The organism is Cupriavidus neocaledonicus (assembly GCF_000372525.1).
Lineage (GTDB): Bacteria > Pseudomonadota > Gammaproteobacteria > Burkholderiales > Burkholderiaceae > Cupriavidus > Cupriavidus neocaledonicus.
Genome location: NZ_AQUR01000106.1, coordinates 429,395 through 453,949, shown reverse-complemented (window position 1 = coordinate 453,949; position 24,555 = coordinate 429,395). Strand labels below are relative to the sequence as shown.

Sequence of the window (24,555 nt, the reverse complement as noted above, 5' to 3'; positions counted from 1 at the left end):
TCATCAGGTCAGGTCTTCATGGACCGTGCGGTAGCCCATCGGCGCGGCGGTGTTGGCATGCACGTACTTGCGGGCATGGGCCTCGCGCATCGGCTTGAGCACGAACAGCGCCATCACCGCGGTCAGTGCCGCCATGCCAGAGGCCACCATGAACACCGCGTGCCAGCTGCCGGTGGCGGTGGTGATCACGCTGGAGAACGGCACCAGCAACGCGGCCGTGCCCTTGGCGGTGTACAGCAGGCCGGCGTTGGTGGCGGCAAACTTGGGCCCGAAGGTGTCGCCGCAGGTGGCCGGGAACAGGCTGTAGATCTCGCCCCAGGCGAAGAACACCACGCCCGTCAGGATCACGAAGGCAACCGGATGGTGGCCGTACTTCGACAGCAGCAGGATGCCGACGGCCTCGACCGCGAAGGCGAAGAACATGGTGCGTTCACGGCCGATATGATCGGAGATCCAGCCGAAAAACGGACGCGTCAGGCCATTGAGCACGCGGTCGATGGTCAGTGCGAAGGTCAGCGCCGGCAGGGTGAGGCCGAGGATCGAGATGGGCGCTTCGTGCAGGCCGAAGTCCTTGGCGATCGGGCCCAGCTGCGCGGTGGCCATCAGGCCGCCGGCGGCCATCATCACGAACATCGCGTACATGACCCAGAAGATCGGCGACTTCAGCACCTCGCGCGGCGACGCGTTGTAGGTGGCGGCTGCCTTCAGCGTGGTCTTGACCTCGTTCAGGATCTTGGCCGACGGCGGGAACAGGGCCATGCCCAGGATGAACACCACCAGCCCCTGGCCGAGGCCGAACCACAGGAATGCCGCTTCATAGCCCGAGGTCTTGATCATGTTGGCGATCGGCACCACGGTCAGCGCCGAGCCGGCGCCGAAGCCCGCCGCGGTGATCCCCGCCGCCAGGCCGCGGCGATTCGGGAACCACTTCAGCGCATTGCCCACGCAGGTGCCATACACCGCGCCCGCGCCCAGGCCGCCGATGGCGGCCGCGACGTAGAGCATGGGCAGCGAGGATGCCACCGAGTTCAGCGCCCAGGCCACCGCGCACAGCAGGCCGCCGCCCACCACCACCGGGCGCGGGCCGTACTTGTCGACCAGGTAGCCCTCGATCGGCACCAGCCAGGTTTCGGTCACAACGAAGATGGTGAATGCGACCTGGATCGCGGTACGGCCCCAGCCGTATTTGTCGTCGATCGGGTTGACGAACAGGGTCCAGCCGTATTGCATGTTGGCGATCATCGCCATGCAGATCACGCCGAATACCAGTTGCACCCACGGCGACGCAAAGCGCGACGTGGACTCCCTCTGCTGCAATTCCATGATGTCTCCTTATAGCGGCGAACCGCCAAGGTGGAAGATGGGCGCCTTCAGACGCCTCTGCGTGACTCTCGGTCGAAGAACAGCTTAGCCGTTCTAGTGCTATACGGTATGTGATATATCAGGTAAGTCAAGCGTATTCGTCGCGGCTGTGCAGCATGCCGCCGCGTTACCTGGTGCCGTAGCCGCCACGGGGCGCCGGCGACTGGTGCGCAAGCTGCATCAATGGGGGTTCCGGCAGCATCAAGAGTCCTTGGAAATCAAGCAGTTGCCTTGCGATGGGTCATGAATCGGCCAGCGCACGGCAACCGCAAGGATGCCGGGGATCGCGCCATCGAAAAACCGGGAAAACGATCGGTTCGGGAAAGTCCCTAGATGCAGACATGGATGTCTGGCCGTGTCCGTATCGATATGGAATGTCGGGGCCTCCACCCCGGCCGGCGCAGGCAGGGCCAGTTCGCGGACAAGAAGCGCGCAAGGCGTGGCCAGCCGTTGGCCAGCGCGAACCGAGGCGAAAAAGAGGGGAAAAAGAGGAGAAGCTAAGGAGGGAGAAACGAGAATGGCGGCCGTGCTCGCCGTGAGGGTCGCAAGGGATGCCGGCCGCTACAGCCCTTGCCTGCAGCGCTTCAGCGCGAAAGCGCCGTGCGCCTGCCAGCTTCAGGCATAGGCGAGCTCACCCGCGGCGGGCACGATGCGCGACGCGCTGGCGCGGCCCACGCCGTCGCCGTGCTTGTTCGAGCCCAGGCCGGCAAAGCGGCCATGATCCTGGGCGGTGACCAGCACATCCATGGGCAGGCGCGTGGCCAGCAGCGTGGTCACGCCCACACCGACAGCAATCAGGGCCAGGCCGAGGGCGACGAGAAGAGCGACTTCCATTTGAAAACTCCAGTAGCGTTGTGATCAGGAGTTTTCATTATATGCTGCGCCGCACTATGTGTAAATATCCTGTATGTAATATATCAGTAGAGGTTTTGCACTAATCCAACACGCCTCCTGTCCGGCCTCCTGATCACACTGTTGTGGCTTCGCGTCCGCGCGTGGGCGGTTCCTGATACTCCTGGCCGCGCAAGGCGTCCCAGATCGCGGCGGCGTTGGGCTTCAGCGAGCGGCTTTTGCGCCGCACCAGCATCACCGTCGATGTCACCTGCGGCCGCAGCGGCCGCATCACGGCGGCCGGATGCATGCCGCCGGCCTGCGCCCGCGACGGCAGCACGCCGATACCCAGGCCCAGCGCCACCATGCCAAACACCGCCGCGAAATGACCCAGCAGTTGCAGCGAGCCCGCGCGCACGTGATAGCTGCTGAGCGCCTTTTCCACCGCGGGCTGCACCCCGCACTGCTGGTCCAGCGTCAGCACGCTGGCGTCGCACAGGTCGCCCCATCCTACGGTGTCGCGCTGGGCCAGCGGGTGCTTGGCGGGCAGCACGGCGTGATAGGCGTCGACGCACAACGGTTCGCAATACAGGTCGTCGCCCGCGCGCGGATCGGTGGCGATGCCGAAATCGACCTCGCCGCTGCGCACACTCTGCAGCACCGATTCCTGCGAACGGTCTTTCAGGTGGATGGCGATCGCCGGCCACGCCTGCCGGCACCCGGCCAGCCAGGCCGGCAGCGACATCGAACTCAGCACCGGGTCCGAGGCAATCTGCACCAGGCCCTGGCATGGCCGGCTGGCGCTCTGGCTGTCGCGCAGCGTCTGCTCCACCTCTTCGACCAGGTGGCAGATGCGCTGGGACAAGTGCTGGCCGGCGTCGGTCAGTTCCACCTGGCGCGTGGTGCGGTCGAACAGCCGCTGGTCGATTTCTTCTTCCAGCTCGCGCACGCTGCGGCTGACCGCGGATTGCGTCAGGCCCAGTTCGACCGCGGCGCGGGTAAAGCTCTTGTGCCGCGCCACGGCGGCAAAGGCCTTCAGTTGCGGGAGCGAGATATTCATGGCCTGCCCCCCTGCCCCGCTCCGGTGTGGCTGAGGCGAAGCCTGCCTTCGGGCATGGCACGGCGCCGCGGGGGGCGCACGGCTGCGTTCGGTCCGGTCACGGTAGTCTCCTTGGTGTTGGTCGTGGCTGTCGGCAGCCATCGTTGTTATCGGCCATGCTGGTGGCCGGCGGCGGGCTCCTGCACTGCCGGCGTGCCGGATGCGGGCGAGCTATGCCGTTCTGGCGATTGATGCTACTTGAATCTAAGATCAGCACTGCATAAAGTTTTTTATCGTTTATATAGCGGATCGTTTATAGGACGGAAGCAGGATGAAGAACGCCACGCTGCGGCAACTGAAGGTCTTCGAAACCGTTGCCCGCCATCTGAGCTTTTCCCGCGCCGCCGAGGAACTGCATCTGACCCAGCCCGCGGTGTCGACCCAGGTGCGGCAACTGGAGCACCACGTGGGGCTGCCGCTGTTCGAGCAGCTTGGCAAGAAGATCTACCTGACCCCGGCGGGCCACGAAATGCTGCATTACAGCCGCAGCATCATCCAGCAGTTCCGCGAGGCCGAAGACGCGATGTCGCAGCTCAAGGGCATCTCCGGCGGCCGCCTCAACGTCGCGGTGATCAGCGCCGGCGACTACTTCTTTCCGCGGCTGCTGGCCGAGTTCATGGACCGCCACGAGGGCGTGACGCTGAACCTCGCCGTGCATAACCGCGAGGAACTGCTGCACCAGCTCGCCGGCAACCTGACCGACCTCGCCGTGATGGTGCGCCCGCCCGAGGGCATGGACACCATCAACGAGGCCTTTGCCCCCCACCCTTATGTGATCGTGGCCGCGCCCAGCCATCCGCTGGTGGGCGCGCGCAATATCCCGCTGGCCGAACTGGCCGACGAGGCCTTTGTCTCGCGCGAGAAAGGCTCGGATACCTGGAACTCGATGCAGGAAGGCTTTGCCGGCCGGCTGTCGAACCTGCGCATCGCCATGGAGATCAAGAGTACCGAAACCATCAAGCAGGCTGTGATCGCCAATATGGGCATTGCCTTCCTGTCGGCCCATACGGTTGGCCTGGAACTGCAGGCCGGCAAGCTGGCGGTGCTCGATATCGAAGGCTTTCCGGTGATGCTCAACTGGTACGTGGTGCACCGCAAGAACAAGCGGCTGCCGCCGGTGGCGCTGGCGTTCAAGCAGTTCCTGATGGAGGAAGGCGCCGACCTGATCCAGAGCATCACGGGCGTGGCAGGCCTGATCCGCCAGGATGCCTGAACGAATCCATAAATGATAGTTTATGGTTTTGCTATGAAACTTTAATTATCATAAATCGATTGCCATTCCTATGCTTGTCTCAATCCAACTGCCAGCGTGCATCCGAGGAGACCAGCATGAACACAGCCCAACAGGAAAGCCGCCACGCCGCCGTCACGGTCGGCGCCGACAACCAGCCGATCCCGCGCGAGACCCAGCTCGCGGCGTATAACGCGGCCTTCATCGAACTCGGGCTGCGCTTTCGCTGGGACGCCGCCATGTACGAATGGCTGTGCGGCATCGAATGCGAAAAGGGTCGCGTGGCCCGCTATATCGAGGACCACCACCCCCACCTGCTGGCCGCCTACGACGCCGCGTTCCTGAGCGGGCTGATCTTCGAGAAAAAGAACGAGTACCTGCGCGCGGTCGGCCACCTCAACTGAGCGGCCCGATCGGTTTACGGCGAGGCGCGCGACAGCGGCCTCGCCGTTTTTTGTTCAACTGACCTTGGCCACCATCAGGTAGAAGATGGCCAGGAACGAGAACAGCGCCGGAAAGCCCAGCCCGAACCACCACCAGAACAGGCGCCAGTAGGCGCGCGGCAGCTGCGGCCCGGTACAGTCCAGCGCCACGTCGCGCATGCGCTTCTGCAGCCAGACCACCGGCAGCCAGCAGGCAATGGCTACCGCGTAAAGCACCACCGACCACTTCAGCCACGGCACCGACCACGAGAAACCGGCCATCTTCACCAGCGCATAGCCGGTCAGCGGCTGCAGGATCGCGGTGGAAGCGGTGAAGATCCAGTCGGCGATCACGACCATGCGCGCGGTCGCGGCGACGGTGCGGACGTTGCGCGTCAGGGTCGCGCCGACCAGGTAGAAGGCGCTGCCCACGCCGGTGCCGAACAGGAAGGTGGCCGACAGGATATGCAGCCATTTCAGCGTGACGTAGTCCATGCCCGCTCCTCGGTCAGGTGCAGCCACCACAGCGCGGCCAGCATCGGCACGTTCTTGCTGAGCGGGCCATACGGATGCAGCCAGTATTCCGGCAGGCGCACGCTGATGATGGCGGTGTAGCCCAGGATCAGCGCGATCTGCGCGAGCCAGAGCCAGCGCGGGCGTCGCGGCAGCACGCACAGCACGCCGAAGGCCAGGTCGAGCAGCGCGGCCCCATACAGCGCCGGCGGCTGCAGCGCCGGCGGCACGCCCGCGCGCGCCAGCAGCGCGTAGCTGTCGGCCACCGGGTACAGCCCCAGCGAAACCGCCGCGGTGACGATCCACACAAAGGCCAGGCTCCAGCGCAACAGCGGATGGATCCAGCGCTGCAGCGCCTGCGCGCGCAACGCGCCGCGCAGTCCCGGCGGGATGAATGCAGCCACCGCCCGCGGCGGGCGCCCGAGTACGCGCGCAAGCCCGGAAGGATCCGCCACGTTGCCCTGGTCCAGCATGGTCAGCGCATCGCGCCCGAGCACGCCGCCGCTGACGCGTTCGGCCAGCGGCATCACCGCGCGGGCCAGTGCGCGCGGCAGCGGCAACAGCCAGGCCTTGCCGCGCAAACCCAGGCCATGGCGCAACGCCTGCAGGTAGCTGGCCAGCGGCATCGGCGCCGGGCCCACCAGCGCCAACCGGCCGGAGCGCCAGGGCGCAGCGCCGCCCCACTCGCTCAGCAATGCCACGATGGCCTGCGCCACGTCGTCGACATGGACCGGCTGCACCGGCTGCCCGCCGCCGCCGGGCAGCGCCAGGCAGGGCAGCGTCGCCAGCGCGCAGAACAGCTGCGCACTGGTGCCGTCGGCACCGAAAACCAGCGACGGCTGCAGCACCACGGCGTCGATGCCGAGGCCGAGCAGGTGCTGGTCGGCCGCGCGCTTGCTGCGATGGAACGCGGTCAGCGCGTGCTCGTCGGCACCCAGCGCCGACATCTGCACCACCAGCCGCACCCGCTGCCGCACGCAGGCATCGAACAGCGCCTGTGGCGCGGCGCGGTGCAGCACGTCGAAACGCTGGGTAGCGCTCTCGCGGAAGATGCCGACCAGATTGACGACGGCATCGACGTCTGCCAGCAACGGTGCCCAGTCCGCCGCCGCCGTCATCCGCGCAAAATCGACGGCACGAAATTCGCTTGCCGTGCAGGCATGGCCGCCATGCGGCGCTTCGGCTGCATCGTGCGCAGGCACGTGCCGCACCCCCGCTATCACATGGAATCCTCCAGCCAGCATTGCCGCGCAGGCATGCCGGCCGATAAAGCCGCTGGCACCGAGCACGAGCACGCGGCGGATGCGGCCACGGTGCTGCGCCGGGCCGCGGTCTCGGGCACTTGCGCCAGCCTGTTGTCCACCGGCATGCTCGCCTGCGGCGGCAGCGTCGACTGCGGCAGCGCGTTCGCGCCCGTCAATGCCGTCAGCCACTGGATCTGGGGGGAGCGCGCCATGCACGTCGACCGGCCGTCGGTGCGGCACACCGTGCTGGGCTATGTCATCCACCATGCGATGTCGGTGTTCTGGGCGGCGTTCTACGAAGGCGCGCTGGCCGTCGGCGGTGCCGATCGTGATGCCCGCCCCAGCGCCGGCCCCACCGCGCCTGCGCGCGTGATAGGCGGCCTCGCGATTGCCGGCATTGCATGTTTCGTCGACCTGAAGTGCACGCCCCGGCGGCTTACTCCCGGTTTCGAGCGCCGGCTCTCGCCCGCCATGCTGGCGCTGGTCTACGTTGCCTTCGGGCTGGCGCTGCCGCTGGGCGAGATGCTGCTGCGGCACGCCGGAAAACGCGCTTGAGTCCGGGCCCGGTTCGGGGTCCTTGTCCGTCCTTCTGCACGTCCCGCTGCACGCAGCGCCAGTAATTTTCACACGGCTCTCCCGGTTTTACCGTTGCCGCGGCGCCCGGGCGGGCCCTGGTGTTGCGCCCGGCAACGCGCTGCACCAGCCGTGCAAGCTCCACGCCACCGTGCGCCCGGCGCCGGACAGCAGCGCGTGCGGGAAATCGCCGTAACCGGCGGCGCGCGCCGTGTCGGCCTGACTGCACGCCGCGCGGACTACGTCGGGACTGAGCCAGGCGGCGCTGGCCGACCTCGATGCATCGACAGCGGCCGGGCCGTGTCCGACGCGTACCAGCCAGCGCGCGTGCGCGGGCTGGAAAGCCTGCCCGAGGCGTGACTTACCCCCGGCGCCGGCCAGACGCACCGGCGCGACCGGCGCCGCGCCGTACGGCACCAGTCCAGGCTGGACCGGCCGGCCGTGTCCAGGCCGTCGCAATCGCAGCAGGCGCCTCAGGCCTGTTCCTTGACCTGGCTTTCCAGCTCCACCAGCCGCTTCTTCAGCGCCCGCTCCTCCTGGAAGCGCGCGGTCTCGTCGCGGATCACCGCGACGATGCCGGTGACGGCGCCGGCGTCGTCCTTGAGCAGCGCCACGGTGAAGGCAATCGACAACGCCTTGCCGTCCTTGCCGACCGCCGGCACCTTGAGCAGGTCATGGCCGTAGCGCGTGATGCCGGTCGCCATGGTCTTGTCGTAGCCCTCCCAGTGCCGCCCGCGCAGCCGCTCGGGGATGATCAGGTCCAGCGACTGGCCCATGACCTCGGCCTGGGTGAAGCCGAACATGCGCTCGGCCGCGGGATTCCACAGGGTGATGGCGCCCTTGGCGTCGGAGATGATGATGGCGTCGCCGATGGCGGACACCAGTTGCGCGTAGTCGATCTGTTCTGTCATGGGGATTCCCTCTCGTCATCTGCAAACGGCAGCGGCCGGGGCGCGCCGGTGCCATCAAGGTAGCGTGCCACATCGCGGCGCCACAAGCAAAAACGCCGGAGCCCGCTTTACGCGCGGCCCCGGCGTCGGCGCCGGCACGGGTGCCGGCGGTCGGCGTCAGATCACCTGGGCCTCGCGCAGGCGCTTGATGTCTTCCGCACCGTAGCCCAGGCCGGCCAGCACCTCTTCGCTATGCTCGCCCAGCAGCGGCGACCCGGTAATCTCCGGCTTCAGGTCGGAGAACTTGATCGGGCTGCCCACCGTCAGGTAGCTGCCGCGCTCCTTGTGCGGCACCTCGGTGATGCTGCCGCTGGCACGCAGCGACGGATCGGCGGCAATCTCCTTCATCGACAGCACCGGCGCGCACGGGATGTCGAACTTGCGCAGGATGTCGACCGCCTCGTACTTGGTCTTGTCGGCCAGCCATTGCTCGATGGTGTTGAAGATATCGAAGATATGCGGCTGGCGCGCCTTGGCAGTGGCGTAGTTGGGATCGTCGATCCATTCCGGCTTGCCCAGCGCCTTGCAGATCGGCTCCCAGGCATGGCCCTGGATGGTGAAGTAGATATAGGCGTTGGGGTCGGTCTCCCAGCCCTTGCACTTCAGCACCCAGCCCGGCTGGCCGCCGCCGCCCGCGTTGCCGCCGCGCGGCACCACGTCGCTGAAGGTGCCATGCGGATACTGCGGGTACTCTTCCAGGTAGCCCAGGCGGTCCAGGCGCTGCTGGTCGCGCAGCTTGACCCGGCACAGGTTCAGCACCGCATCCTGCATCGACACCGCGACCTTCTGGCCCTTGCCGGTCTTGTCGCGGCCGATCAGCGCGGTCAGGATGCCGATCGCCAGGTGCATGCCAGTGTTGGAATCGCCCAGCGCCGCCGCGGACACCGTGGGCGGGCCGTCCCAGAAGCCGGTGGTCGAGGCCGCGCCGCCGGCGCATTGCGCCACGTTCTCGTAGACCTTCAGGTCTTCATAGTGATGGCCGTCGCTGAAGCCCTTGACCGAAGCCACGATCATCTTCGGGTTCAGCTCGTTGATACGCTCCCACGAAAAGCCCATGCGGTCCAGCGCGCCCGGGCCGAAGTTCTCGACCAGCACGTCCGACTCGCGGATCAGCTGCTCCAGGATCTTCTTGCCTTCCGGCTTCTTCGTGTCCAGCGTGAGCGAACGCTTGTTGCTGTTGAGCATGGTGAAGTACAGCGCGTCGACATCCGGGATGTCGCGCAGCTGGGTGCGCGTCACGTCGCCGGAACCCGGGCGCTCGACCTTGATCACGTCGGCGCCGAACCATGCCAGCAACTGGGTGCAGGCCGGCCCCGCCTGGACGTGCGTGAAGTCGATGATCTTGATGCCGTTGAGTGGGAGGTTCACGTTCGTCTCCTATTGGATGAGGGGGTGAAATTCGGTTGGATTACTTCTTGGCCGAGCTTTGCGGATTGAGGTTGGTCAGGCGGCCGCTTTCGGTGCCGGCTGCGGGGTCGATGACGGCGTTGACCAGCGTCGGCCTGCCCGAGCGCAGCGCTTCGTTCACCGCGGCCTCGAGCTCCGCCGGCGTGGTGACGTTGGCGCCGACGCCTCCGAACGCTTCCATCATCTTGTCGTAGCGCGCACCCGGGACGAAGGTGGTGACCGCCGGGTCGGTGCCGCCGGTGGGGTTCTTGTCGATGCCCTTGTAGACGCCGTTGTTGTTGAAGATGACGATGCAGACCGGCAGGTTGTAGCGGCAGATGGTCTCGACTTCCATGCCCGAGAAACCGAAGGCGCTGTCGCCGCACAGCGCCAGCACCGGCTTGCCGGTCTCGACCGCCGCAGCCACCGCGTAGCCCATGCCCACGCCCATCACGCCCCAGGTGCCCACGTCCAGGCGCTTGCGCGGCTCGTACATGTCGATCACGGCGCGGGCGTAGTCCAGCGTGTTCGCGCCTTCGTTGACGAACGAGATGCCCGGGTTGGCCTTGACCACGTCCTTGAGCACGCCCAGCGCGCCGTGGAAGTTCATCGGAGCGGCATCCTTGGCCTTGGCCAGGGTCTCGGCCATCTTCGCCAGGTTGGTGTCGCGGCGGTCCGTCACCGCGTTGAGCCAGTCGGCGCCCGGCTTGGCGAAGTCATTGCCGATCTTGTCGAGCAGCGCCGTGACGCACGAGCCGATGTCACCGACTACCGGCGCGGCGATGGCGACGTTGCTGTCCATCTCGGTCGGTGCGATGTCGATCTGGATGAACTGCTTGGGCTTGCCCCAGGTCTTGCCCTTGCCGTGCGAGAGCAGCCAGTTCAGGCGGGCGCCGACCAGCAGCACCACGTCGGCTTCGGCCAGCACATAGGAGCGCGCCGCCGAAGCCGACTGCGGATGCGTATCGGGCAGCAGGCCCTTGGCCATCGACATCGGCAGGTACGGGATGCCGGTCTTCTCGACCAGCTTGCGCAGGTCCGCCTCGGCGCGTGCGTAGGCGGCACCCTTGCCGATCAGGATCAGCGGCCGCCTGGCGGTCTTCAGCAGCGCGACCGCGCGCTCGACCGAGTCCGGTGCGGGCAGCTGACGCGGCGCCGGGTCCACCACCTTGATCAGCGACTGCTTGCCCTTTTCGGCTTCCAGCGACTGGCCCAGCAGCTTGGCCGGCAGGTCCAGGTACACGCCGCCGGGGCGGCCCGACACGGCGGCGCGGATAGCACGCGCGACGCCGACGCCGATGTCTTCGGCGTGCAGCACGCGGAACGCCGCCTTGGCGTGCGGACGGGCGATCGCCAGCTGGTCCATCTCTTCGTAGTCACCCTGCTGCAGGTCGACGATCTCGCGCTCGCTCGAGCCGCTGATCAGGATCATCGGGAAGCAGTTGGTGGTGGCATGCGCCAGCGCCGTCAGCCCGTTCAGGAACCCCGGCGCGGAGACGGTCAGGCAGACGCCCGGCTTCTGCGTCAGGAAGCCCGCAATCGCCGCGGCGTTGCCGGCGTTCTGCTCGTGGCGGAAGCTGATGACGCGCATGCCGTTGGCCTGCGCCAGACGGGCCAGATCGGTGACCGGAATGCCGGGCAGGCCGTAGATGTTTTCGATGCCGTTCAGCTTCAGCGCGTCGATGACCAGATGAAAACCATCGGTTTGTGCCTGATGTTCTTCCGCGGCGTGACGCTGCAGCTCGTTTCCGACTTCTGCCATGGTTGCTTCCTTCTATGCAAATTGACTGGGGTGGGAATTTTTGTGACTCAGGCTGCCGCGGGAATGACTGGGGCCCGCTTCGCTACGACTTCCGACATGCTTGGTCTCCTTTTGGACTTGTGTTCGTGGTGCGCGGGGGCTGTGCCCTGCTGCGGCCGGTGCCGGTTCCGTTCGACCGGTCTTGATGACATACGGTATGTGATATATCAGAGAACGGCAAGCTCTTTTCCATCTCTGCGACCAACTTTCGTCAGTGCACTGCAGCAAAGCTGCCTGGATCTACTCGCCAATCAGCCCAACGCCTCGATCCATGGCCATTTATTCGCATTCCACACAGATACGTCTCTCCCCCGCCAGTCGCACGGGAGAGAGGCCAACTCGAAGATATATTACATACAACGTTTCACCGGCGTATGAGGGTGGTGACGCCCTGCCAAAGCGTCAGGCGGCGCGCGGCCTATTCACTGCGGCTCGCCAGGCCTCCCTCGGCCACTGGCAGCGCCGACGCCGAATGGCCAGTAATGAACCGCTTGCGCATCGGCGCCAGCACCAGTTTCGCCGACAGGCCCGCCGCGATCGTCACGACCGCTGCCACGGTGAATACCGCTTCCCAGCCCCCGCGCGCGGACAGGACCGAGGCCAGCGGCACCAGCATCGCCGCGGTCCCCTTGGCGGTGTACAGCGTGCCCGCGTTGGCCGCCGCGAACTTGCTGCCGAAGGTGTCCGCGCACAACGCCGGGAAGATCGAGAAGATCTCGCCCCAGAACAGGAAGGTCAGCGCCGCGAAGAACATGAACCAGTACGGGTTGTGCCCCAGCTGCATCAGGCCCAGCAGCGCCAGCCCTTCGCCGATGAAGATCACGAACATCGTGTTCTCGCGGCCGAACCGGTCCGACAGGAAGCCGCACAGCGGGCGCGTGAAGCCATTGCACAGGTTGTCTATCGACAGCGTCATCGTCAGCAGCGGCAAGGTCAGCCCCAGCAGCGTCACCGGCATCGACGCAAAGCCGTAGTCCTTGGCGATCGGCCCCAGTTGCGCGGTCGCCATGATGCCGCCCGCCGCCACCGCGACAAAGCTGGCATAGATCAGCCAGAACACCGGCGTCTTCACCATCTGCGCCGGCGTGTACTCGACCGGATTGGTCAGTACCGCCTTCGCCGCCACGGCGCCCTTGGGCGGCGTGGGCTTCACCAGCAGCAGCGCCAGCACAAAGATGCTTACCCCCTGCAGGATGCCGAAGAACAGGAAGGCCTTCTCATAGCCCGCGCTCTGGATCATGCTGGCGATCGGAATCACGGTGATGGCCGCGCCCGCACCGAAGCCCGCCGCGGTCAGGCCGGCAGCCAGGCCGCGCTTGTCCGGAAACCACTTCAGCGCGTTGCCGACGCAGGTTCCGTAGACGCCGCCGGCGCCGATGCCTGCGATCACCGCGGCCACATACAACTCCGGCAGCGTGGTCGCATACGCATTCATCACCCATGCCAGCCCCGCGCAGATCGCCCCGCCGGCCACCACCGGGCGCGGGCCGAACTTGTCGACCAGCCAGCCTTCCAGCGGCACCAGCCAGGTCTCGGTGACAATGAAGATCGAAAATGCCACCTGGATCGCCGATGCGCCCCAGTGATGCCTGGCGTCCATCGGTGACACGAACAGCGTCCAGCCGTACTGCAAATTCGCCACCAGACCCATGCACACCACGCCGATTGCCAGCTGGATCCAGCGGTTCTGCAACCCGCGCCCGTTCACGTCATCGCGACCGGCGGGGGCCGATGCTTCCCATTGCGCCATCTGTCTTGTCTCCTGGTACGTTCTTGTTTGCGCCCTGGCGGGCGCATCAGGGCTTTGTGGATTGCCCTTCTCGCAGTTGGACCGGCGCCTGGCATTGCGGCACGTGAAGTCGTGGATTGATGCTACCTGAAGCTTAATTTGACAAGTCTTAAAGTTTTTTATCGTTTCTATTCACGACCCTTTATATAAAGCGGAACTGGCATGAATCGCCGCCTCCGCCGGGCATGGCTGCGGTTTGCCAATGCAAAAGCCACCGGGGCCCGCCGGGAAGCGGGCCGCGGTGGCTTGCATCCATCGATACCGCGCCGCGACCGGCGGTCAGGCAGGCGCTTCCTCCAGCTGCCGCAGCAGCGCATCGACGCTGCCCTTGGCGTCGCCGAACCACATGCGGGTGTTGTCCTTGTAGAACAGCGGGTTGTCGACCCCTGCGTAACCCGCGGCCATGCTGCGCTTGGACACCACCACGGTCTTGGCCTTCCACACCTCCAGCACCGGCATGCCCGCAATCGGGCTGGCGGGGTCTTCCAGCGCGCCCGGGTTGACGATGTCGTTGGCGCCGACCACCAGCACCACGTCGGCCTTGTCGAAGTCGTCGTTGATCTCTTCCATTTCCAGCACGATGTCGTAGGGCACGCGCGCCTCGGCCAGCAGCACGTTCATGTGCCCCGGCAGGCGACCGGCCACCGGATGGATGCCGAAGCGCACGTTGACGCCCTGCGCACGCAAGCGCCGCGCAATTTCGCTGATGGTGCCCTGCGCCTGCGCCACCGCCATGCCGTAGCCCGGCACGATGATGACCTCGTTGGCGTCCTTGAGCAGGCTGCTGACCTCCTCGCTCGACACCGGCAACACCTCGCCCTGCTCGGTCGCCGCGCCCTGCGCCTGCACCGCGCCGAAGCCGCCCAGGATCACCGCCAGGAACTTGCGGTTCATCGCCTTGCACATGATGTAGCTGAGGATGGCGCCGCTCGACCCCACCAGCGCGCCGGTAATGATCAGCAGGTCGTTGCCCAGCATGAAGCCGGTCGCCGCCGCCGCCCAGCCGGAGTAACTGTTGAGCATCGACACCACCACCGGCATGTCGGCGCCGCCGATGGCCAGCACCAGGTGCGCGCCGACCAGCAGCGCGATCACCGTCATCGCCGCCAGCGGCACCAGCCCCTGCTGCGGATCCGGCGCCGCCAGGAAGGCATAGCCCAGCCACACGCACACCATCAGCGCGCCGGCGTTGAGCACGTGGCGCCCCGGCAGCAGCAGCGGCTTGCCGCCCATGGTGCCCTGCAGCTTGAGGAAGGCGATGATCGACCCGGTGAAGGTGACCGCGCCGATCAGGATGCCGAGGTAGGTCTCGACCTCATGGATCGCCTTCTCGGCGCCGCTGAGCGTGCTCGGCTCCAGGTAGCTGGCGTAGCCGACCAGCACCGCGGCCAGGCCGACGAAGCTGTGCAGCACCGCCACCAGTTGCGGCATCTGCGTCATCTCGACGCGTTTGGCCAGCATGGCGCCGGCCATGCCCCCCACCACCATCGCCACGATGATGATGGCAATGCCGTCGGCACTGCCGGCCAGCACCGTGGTCATGACCGCGATCACCATGCCGGCGATGCCAAGCATGTTGCCGCGCCGTGCGGTGGCGGGATGGCTCAGTCCGCTCAGGCTGAGGATGAACAGCGCGCTGGCGGCGAGGTAAGCGATATTGCTGATTCCGGATGGCATGGTTCTCTCCCTGGCCTTAGTCGCGCTGGAACATCTTCAGCATGCGCTGCGTCACCAGGAAGCCCCCGGCGATATTGATGGTGGCCACCAGCACCGCGCAGCCCGCGATCACCGCCGTCAGCAGCGAGGGCTTGCCCAGCTGCACCAGCGCCCCCACCACGATGATCCCGCTGATGGCATTGGTCACGCTCATCAGCGGCGTGTGCAGCGCCGCCGTGACGTTCCACACCACCTGGTAGCCGACGAAGATCGCCAGCACGAACACCGTGAAATGCGCCATGAAGGCCGGTGGCGCGACCGCGCCCAGTCCCAGCAGCGCAGCGGCCGCCAGGACCAGTGCCATCAGCGTCGTGCCGGTGCGGCGGCGCGCCGGCGCGGCTTCGGCCGGCGCCGGGACCTCCGCCGGCGCCTGCTGCTGCGGCACCGCCACCGTCAGCGGCGGTGGGGGCCAGGTCACCGCGCCCTGGTGCAGCACGGTCGCGCCGCGGATCATTTCGTCGTCCATGTTCACCACCAGCTGGCCGTCCTTGCCCGGCGTCAGCTCGCTCAGCAGGTGGCGGATATTGGTGGCATAGAGCTGGCTCGCCTGCGCCGCCATGCGGCTGGGCAGGTCGGTGTAGCCGATGATGGTGACGCCGTCGCGGCGCACGCTTTCGCCCGGCACGGTCAGCACACAGTTGCCGCCCTGCTCCGCGGCCAGGTCGACCACCACGCTGCCGGCGCGCATCAGCCCGATGGTGCCGGCCTCCAGCAGCCTGGGCGCGGGCTTGCCGGGGATCAGCGCGGTGGTGATGATGATGTCGACCTCGCGCGCCTGCTCGGCAAAGAGCCGCATCTCCGCTTCGATAAAGGCCGGGCTCATTTCCCTGGCGTAGCCGCCGCTGCCGCTGCCGTCCTCTTCGATCTCGACGGTGAGGAATTCCGCGCCCAGGCTCTCGATCTGCTGGCGCACCACCGGCCGCGTATCGAAGGCGCGCACCACCGCGCCCAGGCTGCGCGCCGCGCCGATCGCCGCCAGCCCCGCCACGCCGGCGCCGATCACCAGCACGCGCGCCGGCGGGATCTTGCCCGCGGCGGTGATCTGCCCGGCGAAGGGCCTGCCGAAGGCGTGCGCGGCTTCGATCACCGCGCGGTAGCCGGCCATGTTGGCCATCGAGCTGAGCGCATCCAGCTTCTGCGCGCGCGAGATGCGCGGCACGCAGTCCATCGCCAGCACCGTGGCGCCGCGCTGCGCCAGGCGCTCGAGCATCGGCATCTGCTGCGCCGGCCAGACAAAGCCGATCAGCGTGGCATGCTTCTTCAGCAGCGCCGCCTCTTCCACCCCCAGGCCGGGATGGACCTGCGGCGGGCGCACCTTGACCACCACGTCGACCGAGGCCCACAGGCTGGCCGCATCGACAATGGCCGCGCCGGCGGCGCGGTAGTCGTCGTCCGAGAACGACGCCTCGAGGCCGGCACCGGTCTCCACCACCACCTGATAGCCGAGCTTGAGCAGTTCCTTGACCGAGTCCGGGGTCGCGGCAACGCGCCGCTCGCCCGGGTGGACCTCGCGCGGCACACCGATCGTCATTGGCATGGCATTCACCGTTTCAGGAAAGGGATCTGGCGCCGGCTCAGCCGCGCACGTGGTTGACCAGCGAACCGATGCCGGCGATCGACACCTCGACCACGGCGCCGTCCTTCATCGAACCCACGCCCAGCGAGGTGCCCACGGCAATCACGTCGCCCGGCATCAGCGTCAGGTCCTGCGAGATCCGGCTGACCTGCTCCTCGGGCGAGAAGATCATGTCCGACAGCGGGTAGTTCTGCCGCTCCACCCCGTCCAGCCGCGTGACCACGCTGGCGGTTTTCCAGGGGAAGCCGGTGACGATGGCCGGGCCGATGCAGCCGAAGGTGTCGAAGCCCTTGGCGCGGGTCCATTGCGGGAAATTCGGATCGGCGGTGATCAGCTCGGCCGCGGTCACGTCGTTGACGATGGTGTAGCCGAAGATATGGGCGCCGGCCTCTGCCACCGTCACGTTGCGCGCCTTCTTGCCGATGACGATGCCGAGCTCGCCCTCGTAGACGATCTTGCCGTCGTAGCTCCTGGGACGCTGCACGGCGTCGTTGGGACCGGCCAGCGACGAGGCCGGCTTGATCAGGAACAGCGGGTGCGTCGGCACCGGTTTTTCCAGTTTGCGCGCGAGCGCGTGGAAGTTGTTCCACAGCGCCACCACCTTGCCCGGCGCGCACGGCGCGACCACGGTCAGCGCGGCGCGGTCATGCACGGCGCCGGTGGGGCTGGGATTGTCGAAGCCGTCGCGGTCATATTCGACCACGCGGTTGCGGTCGGCCTCATCGATGCGGCCATGGCCGACGCTGCCGTCGGCGCGGCGAAAACGAATCCAGGTTTGCACAGCATGCTCCTTGCGCAGGCAAAGGAAGGCCCGCCTGCGCCGATGTCGGTTGCAGGGATCTCGAAAAGGGAGGAAAAGCAGGACGGCGCCGCGCCCGTCGTTCCCGCGCGGGCGGGAATGACGGCGGCGATCGCGTCAGGCCGGCCTCATACCGCGCCGGCCAGCTTCATCGCGGCGATCTGCGCGGGGGTGCGGCCCAGCCACTCGAGGATCTCCTCGGTGTGCTCGCCCAGCAGCGGCGAGCGTTCCACCTGCACCGGCGAGGCCGACAGCGTGATCGGGCAGCCCAGCTGCACGTAGTTGCCGCGCTGCGGATGCTCGAGCTCGACCAGGTAGCCGCGCTGGTACAGCGACTCGTCCTCGATCAGGTCCTTCATCGACAGGATCGGACCGCACGGCACATCGACCTCGTTCAGCGCCGCCATCACCTCGAACTTGCTGATGCCGCGCGTCCATTTCTCGATCACGGCGAAGCAGTCGGTCAGGTGCTTGAGGCGCGCTTCGGGCGTCGCGTAGTCCGGGTTGGTGATCAGGTCCTCGCGCCCGCACAGGCGCATCAGCGGCTCCCAGCCCTGCGGCTGGATGATGACGTAGACGTAGTCGTTGGGGCCGCCCGGCGCGCACCGCAGCGCCGCGCCCGGCTGCCCGCCGCCCGAGGCATTGCCCGCGCGCGGCACGTGGTCGCCGAAGTCCTCGTTGGGATACTCACGCAGCGGTCCGTTTGCCAGGCGCTGCTGGTCGCGCAGCTTGACCCGGCACAGGTTCAGCACCGCGTCCTGCATCGCCACTTCCACGCGCTGGCCGCGGCCGGTGTGCTCGCGCTGCAGCAGCGCGGCCAGGATGCCGACCACGGCATGCACGCCGGTGCCGGAGTCGCCGATCTGCGCGCCGGTCACGGTGGGCACGCCGTCGGCCTCGCCGGTGGTCGAAGCCGAGCCGCCCATGCACTGCGCCACGTTCTCGTAGGCCTTGCAGTCGGCGTACGGGCCCGGGCCGAAGCCCTTGATCGAGGCGTAGACCAGGCGCGGGTTCAGGTCCTGCATGTGGTCCCAGTCGAAGCCCGCGCGCGCCAGCACGCCGGGGCCGAAGTTCTCGATCAGCACGTCGCTGCGCTGGATCAGGTCCTCGAGCAGCGCCTTGCCTTCGGGCGTCTTCATGTTCAGCGTCAGGCTGCGCTTGTTCGAGTTGAGCATGGTGAAGTACAGGCTGTCGGCGTTGGGCACGTCGCGCAGCTGGCTGCGCGTGATGTCGCCGCGTCCCGGCATTTCCACCTTGATCACGTCCGCGCCCAGCCACGCCATCAACTGCGTCGCCGACGGGCCTGCCTGGACGTGGGTCATGTCCAGGATGCGCACACCTTGCAGGGCTTTGGTTTCCATTGCGAAGGGTCTCCTCTTCCGCTATTAGTAGTCTCTGATGACATACGGTATGTGATATATCAGAAGAGAGCAAGAGGAGTTTGGCGCTTCCGACGCAAATATCGACGATGCGACGCAGCACACCGGCGCTATCAGTTACGGCGGGTATAAAAGCGGACGGTTTCATTGCTGGACCGGCATAAAGACGCAGGCGCTTTTCACATTGATATATCACACACCATTTAGCGAAATGGCCTTCGTATGCATTCACGGCCCCAAAAAGCAAAGCGGCGGACCTGAGTCCGCCGCTTTATCCGTCCGGCTGGTGCCCGTGTCAGTCCAGGAAATCGCAGTGTTTCTCGACGTAGTCGGCGAGGTCCAGGGAATGCTGCCGCACCAGCCGCTCTGCCAGTTCGGTGTCCCGCCTCTCCAGCGCCTCGATGATGCGCAGGTGGTCGACGATGGAGCGCGCCGCGCGGTCGCTCTGCGAGATCGTCATCTTCCGGATCGCGCGCACGTGGATAAATATGTTGCGGATCGTGTCCATGATGATCTGCGACTTGGACAGCTGCACGATCGCCTGGTGGAACGCGATATTGGCGTCCGAATACTCTTCGATGTGCTCGGCCGGGGTCGAGTCTCGGAAGCTGTCGAACATGCGGCGCAGCTGTGCGATCTCGGCGTCGGTGGCGTTCTCGGTGGCCAGCCTGGCCGCCATGCTTTCGAGCGCGGCCCACATCTGGATCATCTCGACGATCTCGCGCTTGGTCTTGCGCATGATGTAGATGCCGCGCCGCGGCACGGTGCGCAGGAAGCCTTCCTGCTCCAGCAGCGTCATGGCCTCGCGGATCGGCGTGCGGCTGACGCCCATGGCCTCGCTCAGCACGCGCTCGTCCAGCCGGATCTCGTCACGCGACTGGTAGATGTCGGCGTCGGCGATGGCCTGCCGCAGCATGGCGTAAGCCTGGTCGCGCAGGCTGGCGCCGGCGTTGATCGGTTGTACCGACAGGGACAGCCCGTTGGGCTGGACGATGGATTGGCTTTGCGCAGACATGGATGTGCTCGTGTGAGACCGGCGGCCGGGGCGCCGGAATGGCGCCCGCCGCATTGCTGCACAGCTTAGCAAAAACGCCTGACCCATTATGAAAACGCATCAAACGATGCGCAATCCACATGCATCGGCACAAAAGCGGTGCGCGGCCTGTCGTATATGGTATATCACAATCGCCCTGCCTTCCCGTTTCGCGAGCCGGGCCGGCGTCACGTCGCATGCCCGGCTCGCGCCTTGGGGACGCCCCACCCGCAGGGCATCCCCCGGCGCCTCAGGCGGCAAGCTTCGCCATCGCGTCGCGCTGCTTGACCAAACCGAGCACCGCATCGCACATCGGCGTCGGCTCGCCCACCAGCCGCCCCATTTCCTGCACCACCGTCAGCAGCGGGTCGATTTCCATGGCCCGGCCCGCCTCCAGGTCCTGCAGCATCGACGTCTTGTGGGCACCCACGGCGCCGGCGCCGTCGATACGCCGCTCCACGTCGACGCGGAACTTCACGCCGAAGCGCTCGGCAATGCCCTGCGCCTCCACCATCATCTGGCGCGACAGCGCGCGCGTGGCGGGGTCGGCGGTGATGACGTCGAGCGTGGCATGGGTCAGCGCGCTGATCGGGTTGAAGCACAGGTTGCCCCACAGCTTGAGCCAGATCTCGTCGCGGATGTTGTCGCGCACCGGGGCGTCGAGATCGGCGGCCATCATCATTTCGCTGAGCCGGGTCACGCGCGCGGAGCGGCTGCCGTCCGGCTCGCCCAGCGGGAACTTCTTGCCGTAGACATGCTTGATCACGCCTGGCGCGATGATTTCGGCGGCCGGATAGACCACGCAGCCGATGGCCCGCTCCGGACCCAGGCGTTGCCACTGGCGCCCGCCCGGATCGACGCTTTCGAGCGTGCGCCCGGCCAGCTCGCCGCCGTGCTTGTAGAAGTACCAGTAAGGAATGCCGTTGACGCCGGTCACGATCGCGGTGTCCGGCCCCAGCAGCGGCTGCATCTGGTCCACCACGCCGGGTACCGAATGCGCCTTGAGGGTGATGAACACATAGTCCTGGTGCCCGAGCTCACGGGGATCGCTGGTGCAGCGCACCTTCGCGGTCCGCTCCTCGCCGTCGATCAGCAGCTTGACGCCGTGCTCCTGCATCGCCGCGAGGTGGGGTCCGCGCGCGACGAAGCTGACTTCGGCCCCTGCGCGCGCCAGCTGTGCCCCGACATAGCCGCCGATGGCCCCGGCGCCGTAGATACAGACTTTCATATGCTGCCTCCTTGATGGCTCGATTGGATCTTTTGATATATCACATACTATATTTCATAAGTGCGCAAGGCAACCTGCACCGATGCCTTGCCGGCATGTCGTTATCTTTCCGTGACGGGCTGCGCGCCCAAGCGGCGCTGCGCTAACATGAAGCCTGCATGCGCCCTCCCATCACTCCGGAGCCTTCATGGAAGCGACGTTGGCATTGCTGCAGGATCCCGCCGCGTGGGCGGCACTGGCCACGCTGGTGGCGATGGAAATCGTGCTGGGGATCGACAACCTGATCTTCATTTCGATCCTGACCAACAAGCTGCCCGCGGAAATGCGGGAGAAGGCCCGCAAGATCGGCATCAGCCTGGCGCTGCTGCTGCGCCTGGGCCTGCTGGCGACCATTGCCTTCATCGTCACGCTGACCCAGCCGCTCTTCACTGTGCTGGGCCATGGCCTGTCGTGGCGCGACCTGATCCTGATCGCGGGCGGCGCCTTCCTGGTGTGGAAGGCCACGCGCGAAATCCATCACCACGTCACCGCCGCCGAGGAAGGCGAGGAAGGCGGCACGGCCCAGGCGGTGCACAGCTTTGCTTCCGCCATCGGCCAGATCCTGGTGCTGGACCTGGTGTTCTCGATCGACAGCATCATTACCGCGGTCGGCATGACCGAACACGTGCAGATCATGTTCGTGGCCGTCATCGCGGCGGTGATGGCAATGCTGTTCGCGGCGACGCCGCTGGCCAACTTCATCAACCGCAACCCCACCATCGTGATGCTGGCGCTGGCCTTCCTGATGATGATCGGCATGACGCTGATCGCCGAAGGCCTCGGCACGCACGTGCCCAAGGGCTACATCTATACGGCGATGGCGTTCTCGGCCTCGGTCGAGGGGCTGAACATGCTGGCGCGGCAACGACGCCGGCAGCGCCGCGCCGCGCGCGAGATGCGCGAGGCGCCCTGAGGCGCCCTGAGGCGCCCTGAGGCGCCCTGAGGCCCCTGAGGCCCCTGAGGCCCCTGAGGCCCCTGAGGCCCCTGAGGCCCCTGAGGCCCCTGAGGCCCCTGAGGCCCCTGAGGCGCCTTGAGGCGCCGGCGCCACCCGCTGTAACAGAGGGTGTCCGAACTTTTCCGCGGCGCCGGCGTCTTTTACAGTTCTGCACAATCCCGGACAATAAAAGGACGCTTTCACCACATGATGAATCGCCGAACCCTGCTGGTCTCCGCCACCGCCTCTGCCGCGCTTGCCGCGCTCGGCATTACCCCATCGGTGCTGGCAGCCAGCCGGATCAAGCTGGGCGAGGCGCAGCCGTTCGGCTTCGACGCCCTGATCGAGCGCGCCCGCGCGCTGGCCGGCAAGCCTTACGCGCCGCCGCCCGCGCCACCCGCGGAGGTGCTGTCCCGCATCGACTACGACGCCCACGGCAAGATCCGCTTCCGCACTGACGACGCGCTCTTTGCCAGCGGCCCGGGCCAGTTCCCGGTGACGTTCTTCCACCTCGGCACCTATTTCCGCAGCCCGGTGCGCATGCATGTGATCGAGCGCGCCAAGGGTGGCACCGGCAAGGCCCGCGAAATCGTCTATGACGATGCGTACTTCGACATGCCGGCCGACAGCCCCGCGCACAAGCTGCCGCCGGGCAGTGGCTTTGCCGGCTTCCGCTTCCAGGAAAGCCGCCTGGGCGACCAGAAAACGCGCGACTGGCGCAAGAACGACTGGGTGGCCTTCCTCGGCGCCTCGTATTTCCGCGCCATCGGCGAGCTGTACCAGTACGGCCTGTCCGCGCGCGGCATCGCCATCGACGTCGCCGAAGCGGGCAGGCAGGAAGAATTCCCGGCCTTCACCCATTTCTGGTTCGAGACTCCCGAGGGCAACAGCGACACCGTCACGGTTTACGCGCTACTGGATGGTCCGAGCATCTCTGGCGCCTACCGCTTCGTCATGCAGCGCGCCAAGGCCGTGATCATGGATGTCGAATGCGTGCTGTTCCTGCGCAAGGACGTGGCCCGGCTGGGGCTGGCGCCGCTGACCTCGATGTACTGGTTCTCCGAAAGCATCAAGGGCACCGCGGTCGACTGGCGCCCCGAAGTGCACGACTCCGACGGCCTGGCGCTGTGGAACGGCGCCGGCGAGCATATCTGGCGCCCGCTCAACAACCCGCCGCAGACCACCGCCTCGGCCTTCGCCGACGACAACCCGAAGGGCTTCGGGCTGCTGCAGCGAGACCGCCTGTTCGACCACTACCAGGACGGCGTCAACTACGAGCGCCGTCCGAGTTTGTGGGTGGAGCCGCGCGATGGCTGGGGCGCCGGCGCGGTACAGCTGGTGGAGCTGCGCACCGACGACGAGATCCACGACAACATCGTCGCCATGTGGGTGCCCAAGGCGCCGGCCAAGGCCGGCAACACCTACCGCCTGCGCTACCGGCTGCACTGGGCCGCCGACGAGCCTTACCCGTCGCCGCTGGCGCGCTGCGTCGCCACGCGCCTGGGCAACGGCGGCCAGCCGGGCCAGCCGCGGCCCAGGGGTGTGCGCAAGTTCATGGTCGAGTTCAAGGGCGCGCCGCTGGAAAAGCTGCCTTTCGGCGTCAAACCCGAAGCGGTGCTGACCGCCTCGCGCGGCACCTTTTCCTACGTCTTCACCGAAGCCGTGCCCAACGGCGTGGCCGGGCACTGGCGTGCCCAGTTCGACCTGACCACCGATGGCACCCAGCCGGTCGACCTGCGGCTGTTCCTGCGCCTGAACGGCAAGCCGCTGTCGGAAACCTGGCTGTACCAGTACCACCCGTTCCAGTCGCCGGCGGGCTGACGCCCCCGTCCGTGCGGCGCTGGCGCCGGGCCAGCCCCTTTACAGCTTATTGCGACACCGTGATGTCAGGCGCGCGCGAGCGGGTATGATGGCTGGCTACGACAGTTCCACTGCATCCGCCAGCCTCACATGATTTCTCAAGAGTTCGCCGGCGCCGCCGAAAGCGGCCAGGCTGCATCGCTCCCGCGCTCGGAGCGCGCCTACCAGCAGCTGCGCGCCGCCATCCAGGCCGGCCAGCTTTCCCCCGGCACCCGGCTGCGCGAGGTCGAACTGGCCGAAACCCTGGGGTTGTCGCGCACGCCGGTGCGCGAAGCGCTGTCCAGGCTGGAATCCGAGGGCCTGGTCGTCAACGAGCCCAATCGCGGCATGATGGTGACGCAGCTCGACGCCAGCATGGTCAGCGAGCTGTACGTGATGCGCGAAGTGCTGGAAGGCACCGCCGCCGCGCTGGCCGCGCGCCATGCCACCGACGTCGAGATCTCGCTGCTGCGCGATATCGTCGAGCGCGACCTCGCCATCGCCGACGACCCCGACCGGCTCGCCCTGAACAACCGGCTGTTCCATGAAACCCTGCACCGCTGCGCCCACAACCGCTACCTGCTGAAGACGCTGCGCTCGCTGCACGAATCCATGGCGCTGCTCGGGCGCACCACGCTGGCGGTGCCGGGGCGCGCGCGCAGCTCGTACGAAGAACACATCTCGCTGGTGGAAGCGCTGGAACAGCGCGATCCGACGCTGGCCGAGCAGATCGCGCGCCGGCATATCCAGCAGGCCTACAAGGTGCGGCTGTCGTTGTGGATCCAGGAGCAGTCGGGCAGCTGAGGCAGCG

The 24,555-nt window shown here is 66.9% G+C and carries 21 protein-coding genes; 6 read left to right on the top strand and 15 right to left on the bottom strand.

The window, feature by feature from the left end:
• Positions 1 to 3: 3 nt before the first annotated feature.
• From oxlT (A3AG_RS0127950) to A3AG_RS0127940, 3 genes are all read right to left on the bottom strand, one after another.
• The gene (gene oxlT, locus A3AG_RS0127950; RefSeq protein ID WP_018008590.1) at positions 4 to 1,323 is read right to left on the bottom strand and encodes an oxalate/formate MFS antiporter; all 1,320 of its coding nucleotides are present in this window, start codon (positions 1,321 to 1,323) and stop codon (positions 4 to 6) included.
• A 654-nt stretch (positions 1,324 to 1,977) separates the two neighbouring features.
• Entirely contained in the window at positions 1,978 to 2,196 is a 219-nt protein-coding gene (locus A3AG_RS0127945) for a hypothetical protein (RefSeq protein ID WP_018008589.1), read from the bottom strand.
• A gap of 133 nt (positions 2,197 to 2,329) precedes the next feature.
• The gene (locus A3AG_RS0127940) at positions 2,330 to 3,253 is read right to left on the bottom strand and encodes a LysR family transcriptional regulator (protein ID WP_018008588.1); all 924 of its coding nucleotides are present in this window, start codon (positions 3,251 to 3,253) and stop codon (positions 2,330 to 2,332) included.
• A gap of 310 nt (positions 3,254 to 3,563) precedes the next feature.
• On the opposite strand from A3AG_RS0127940, the gene A3AG_RS0127935 reads away from it, so the two are divergent.
• Both A3AG_RS0127935 and A3AG_RS0127930 read left to right on the top strand, forming a co-directional pair.
• Positions 3,564 to 4,505, top strand: a complete 942-nt coding sequence (locus A3AG_RS0127935) for a LysR family transcriptional regulator (RefSeq protein ID WP_018008587.1) — start codon at positions 3,564 to 3,566, stop codon at positions 4,503 to 4,505.
• A 116-nt stretch (positions 4,506 to 4,621) separates the two neighbouring features.
• Complete coding sequence (locus A3AG_RS0127930) at positions 4,622 to 4,927, top strand: HAD family hydrolase (RefSeq protein WP_018008586.1); 306 nt, start codon at positions 4,622 to 4,624, stop codon at positions 4,925 to 4,927.
• 54 nt (positions 4,928 to 4,981) lie between these two features.
• Here A3AG_RS0127930 and A3AG_RS0127925 read toward each other — a convergent pair whose 3' ends face one another.
• The gene (locus A3AG_RS0127925) at positions 4,982 to 5,440 is read right to left on the bottom strand and encodes a DUF2269 family protein (RefSeq protein WP_018008585.1); all 459 of its coding nucleotides are present in this window, start codon (positions 5,438 to 5,440) and stop codon (positions 4,982 to 4,984) included.
• Entirely contained in the window at positions 5,422 to 6,702 is a 1,281-nt protein-coding gene (locus tag A3AG_RS32095) for an SDR family oxidoreductase (RefSeq protein ID WP_240619982.1), read from the bottom strand. The genes A3AG_RS0127925 and A3AG_RS32095 overlap by 19 nt, the downstream gene beginning before the upstream one ends.
• On the opposite strand from A3AG_RS32095, the gene A3AG_RS0127915 reads away from it, so the two are divergent.
• On the top strand, positions 6,682 to 7,257 hold the full coding sequence (locus tag A3AG_RS0127915; RefSeq protein ID WP_240619981.1) for a hypothetical protein: 576 nt from the start codon (positions 6,682 to 6,684) through the stop codon (positions 7,255 to 7,257). The genes A3AG_RS32095 and A3AG_RS0127915 overlap by 21 nt on opposite strands.
• A gap of 491 nt (positions 7,258 to 7,748) precedes the next feature.
• On the opposite strand, the gene A3AG_RS0127910 is transcribed toward A3AG_RS0127915, so the two are convergent.
• From A3AG_RS0127910 to A3AG_RS0127865, 10 genes are all read right to left on the bottom strand, one after another.
• The gene (locus A3AG_RS0127910) at positions 7,749 to 8,186 is read right to left on the bottom strand and encodes a PAS domain-containing protein (protein WP_018008582.1); all 438 of its coding nucleotides are present in this window, start codon (positions 8,184 to 8,186) and stop codon (positions 7,749 to 7,751) included.
• A gap of 156 nt (positions 8,187 to 8,342) precedes the next feature.
• Positions 8,343 to 9,593, bottom strand: coding sequence for a formyl-CoA transferase (gene frc / locus A3AG_RS0127905; RefSeq protein ID WP_018008581.1), 1,251 nt, complete (start codon positions 9,591 to 9,593; stop codon positions 8,343 to 8,345).
• A gap of 40 nt (positions 9,594 to 9,633) precedes the next feature.
• On the bottom strand, positions 9,634 to 11,373 hold the full coding sequence (gene oxc / locus A3AG_RS0127900; protein WP_018008580.1) for an oxalyl-CoA decarboxylase: 1,740 nt from the start codon (positions 11,371 to 11,373) through the stop codon (positions 9,634 to 9,636).
• A 457-nt stretch (positions 11,374 to 11,830) separates the two neighbouring features.
• Positions 11,831 to 13,162, bottom strand: coding sequence for an oxalate/formate MFS antiporter (gene oxlT / locus A3AG_RS0127895; RefSeq protein WP_018008579.1), 1,332 nt, complete (start codon positions 13,160 to 13,162; stop codon positions 11,831 to 11,833).
• Between the two features lie 318 nt (positions 13,163 to 13,480).
• The gene (gene pntB, locus A3AG_RS0127890) at positions 13,481 to 14,878 is read right to left on the bottom strand and encodes a Re/Si-specific NAD(P)(+) transhydrogenase subunit beta (RefSeq protein WP_018008578.1); all 1,398 of its coding nucleotides are present in this window, start codon (positions 14,876 to 14,878) and stop codon (positions 13,481 to 13,483) included.
• A gap of 16 nt (positions 14,879 to 14,894) precedes the next feature.
• Positions 14,895 to 16,454, bottom strand: coding sequence for a Re/Si-specific NAD(P)(+) transhydrogenase subunit alpha (locus tag A3AG_RS0127885; RefSeq protein ID WP_018008577.1), 1,560 nt, complete (start codon positions 16,452 to 16,454; stop codon positions 14,895 to 14,897).
• Positions 16,455 to 16,491: 37 nt separating this feature from the next.
• Positions 16,492 to 17,274, bottom strand: coding sequence for a fumarylacetoacetate hydrolase family protein (locus A3AG_RS0127880; protein WP_018008576.1), 783 nt, complete (start codon positions 17,272 to 17,274; stop codon positions 16,492 to 16,494).
• Between the two features lie 146 nt (positions 17,275 to 17,420).
• On the bottom strand, positions 17,421 to 18,653 hold the full coding sequence (frc, locus tag A3AG_RS0127875; protein WP_018008575.1) for a formyl-CoA transferase: 1,233 nt from the start codon (positions 18,651 to 18,653) through the stop codon (positions 17,421 to 17,423).
• A gap of 313 nt (positions 18,654 to 18,966) precedes the next feature.
• Positions 18,967 to 19,686: a GntR family transcriptional regulator gene (locus A3AG_RS0127870; RefSeq protein WP_018008574.1), complete on the bottom strand. Its 720-nt coding sequence runs from the start codon at positions 19,684 to 19,686 to the stop codon at positions 18,967 to 18,969.
• A 268-nt stretch (positions 19,687 to 19,954) separates the two neighbouring features.
• A complete protein-coding gene (locus tag A3AG_RS0127865) occupies positions 19,955 to 20,932 on the bottom strand; it encodes a 2-dehydropantoate 2-reductase (protein WP_018008573.1) in 978 nt (325 codons plus the stop codon).
• A 187-nt stretch (positions 20,933 to 21,119) separates the two neighbouring features.
• On the opposite strand from A3AG_RS0127865, the gene A3AG_RS0127860 reads away from it, so the two are divergent.
• The 3 genes from A3AG_RS0127860 to A3AG_RS0127850 all read left to right on the top strand — a co-directional run bounded on the left by A3AG_RS0127860 (position 21,120) and on the right by A3AG_RS0127850 (position 24,548).
• Positions 21,120 to 21,884 carry a TerC family protein gene (locus tag A3AG_RS0127860; RefSeq protein ID WP_018008572.1) on the top strand — a complete coding sequence of 255 codons (765 nt, stop codon included), beginning with the start codon at positions 21,120 to 21,122 and terminating at the stop codon, positions 21,882 to 21,884.
• Positions 21,885 to 22,112: 228 nt separating this feature from the next.
• Positions 22,113 to 23,726: an OpgD/OpgG family glucan biosynthesis protein gene (locus A3AG_RS0127855; protein WP_018008571.1), complete on the top strand. Its 1,614-nt coding sequence runs from the start codon at positions 22,113 to 22,115 to the stop codon at positions 23,724 to 23,726.
• A gap of 129 nt (positions 23,727 to 23,855) precedes the next feature.
• Complete coding sequence (locus A3AG_RS0127850) at positions 23,856 to 24,548, top strand: GntR family transcriptional regulator (protein WP_018008570.1); 693 nt, start codon at positions 23,856 to 23,858, stop codon at positions 24,546 to 24,548.
• The last annotated feature ends 7 nt before the right edge of the window (positions 24,549 to 24,555 follow it).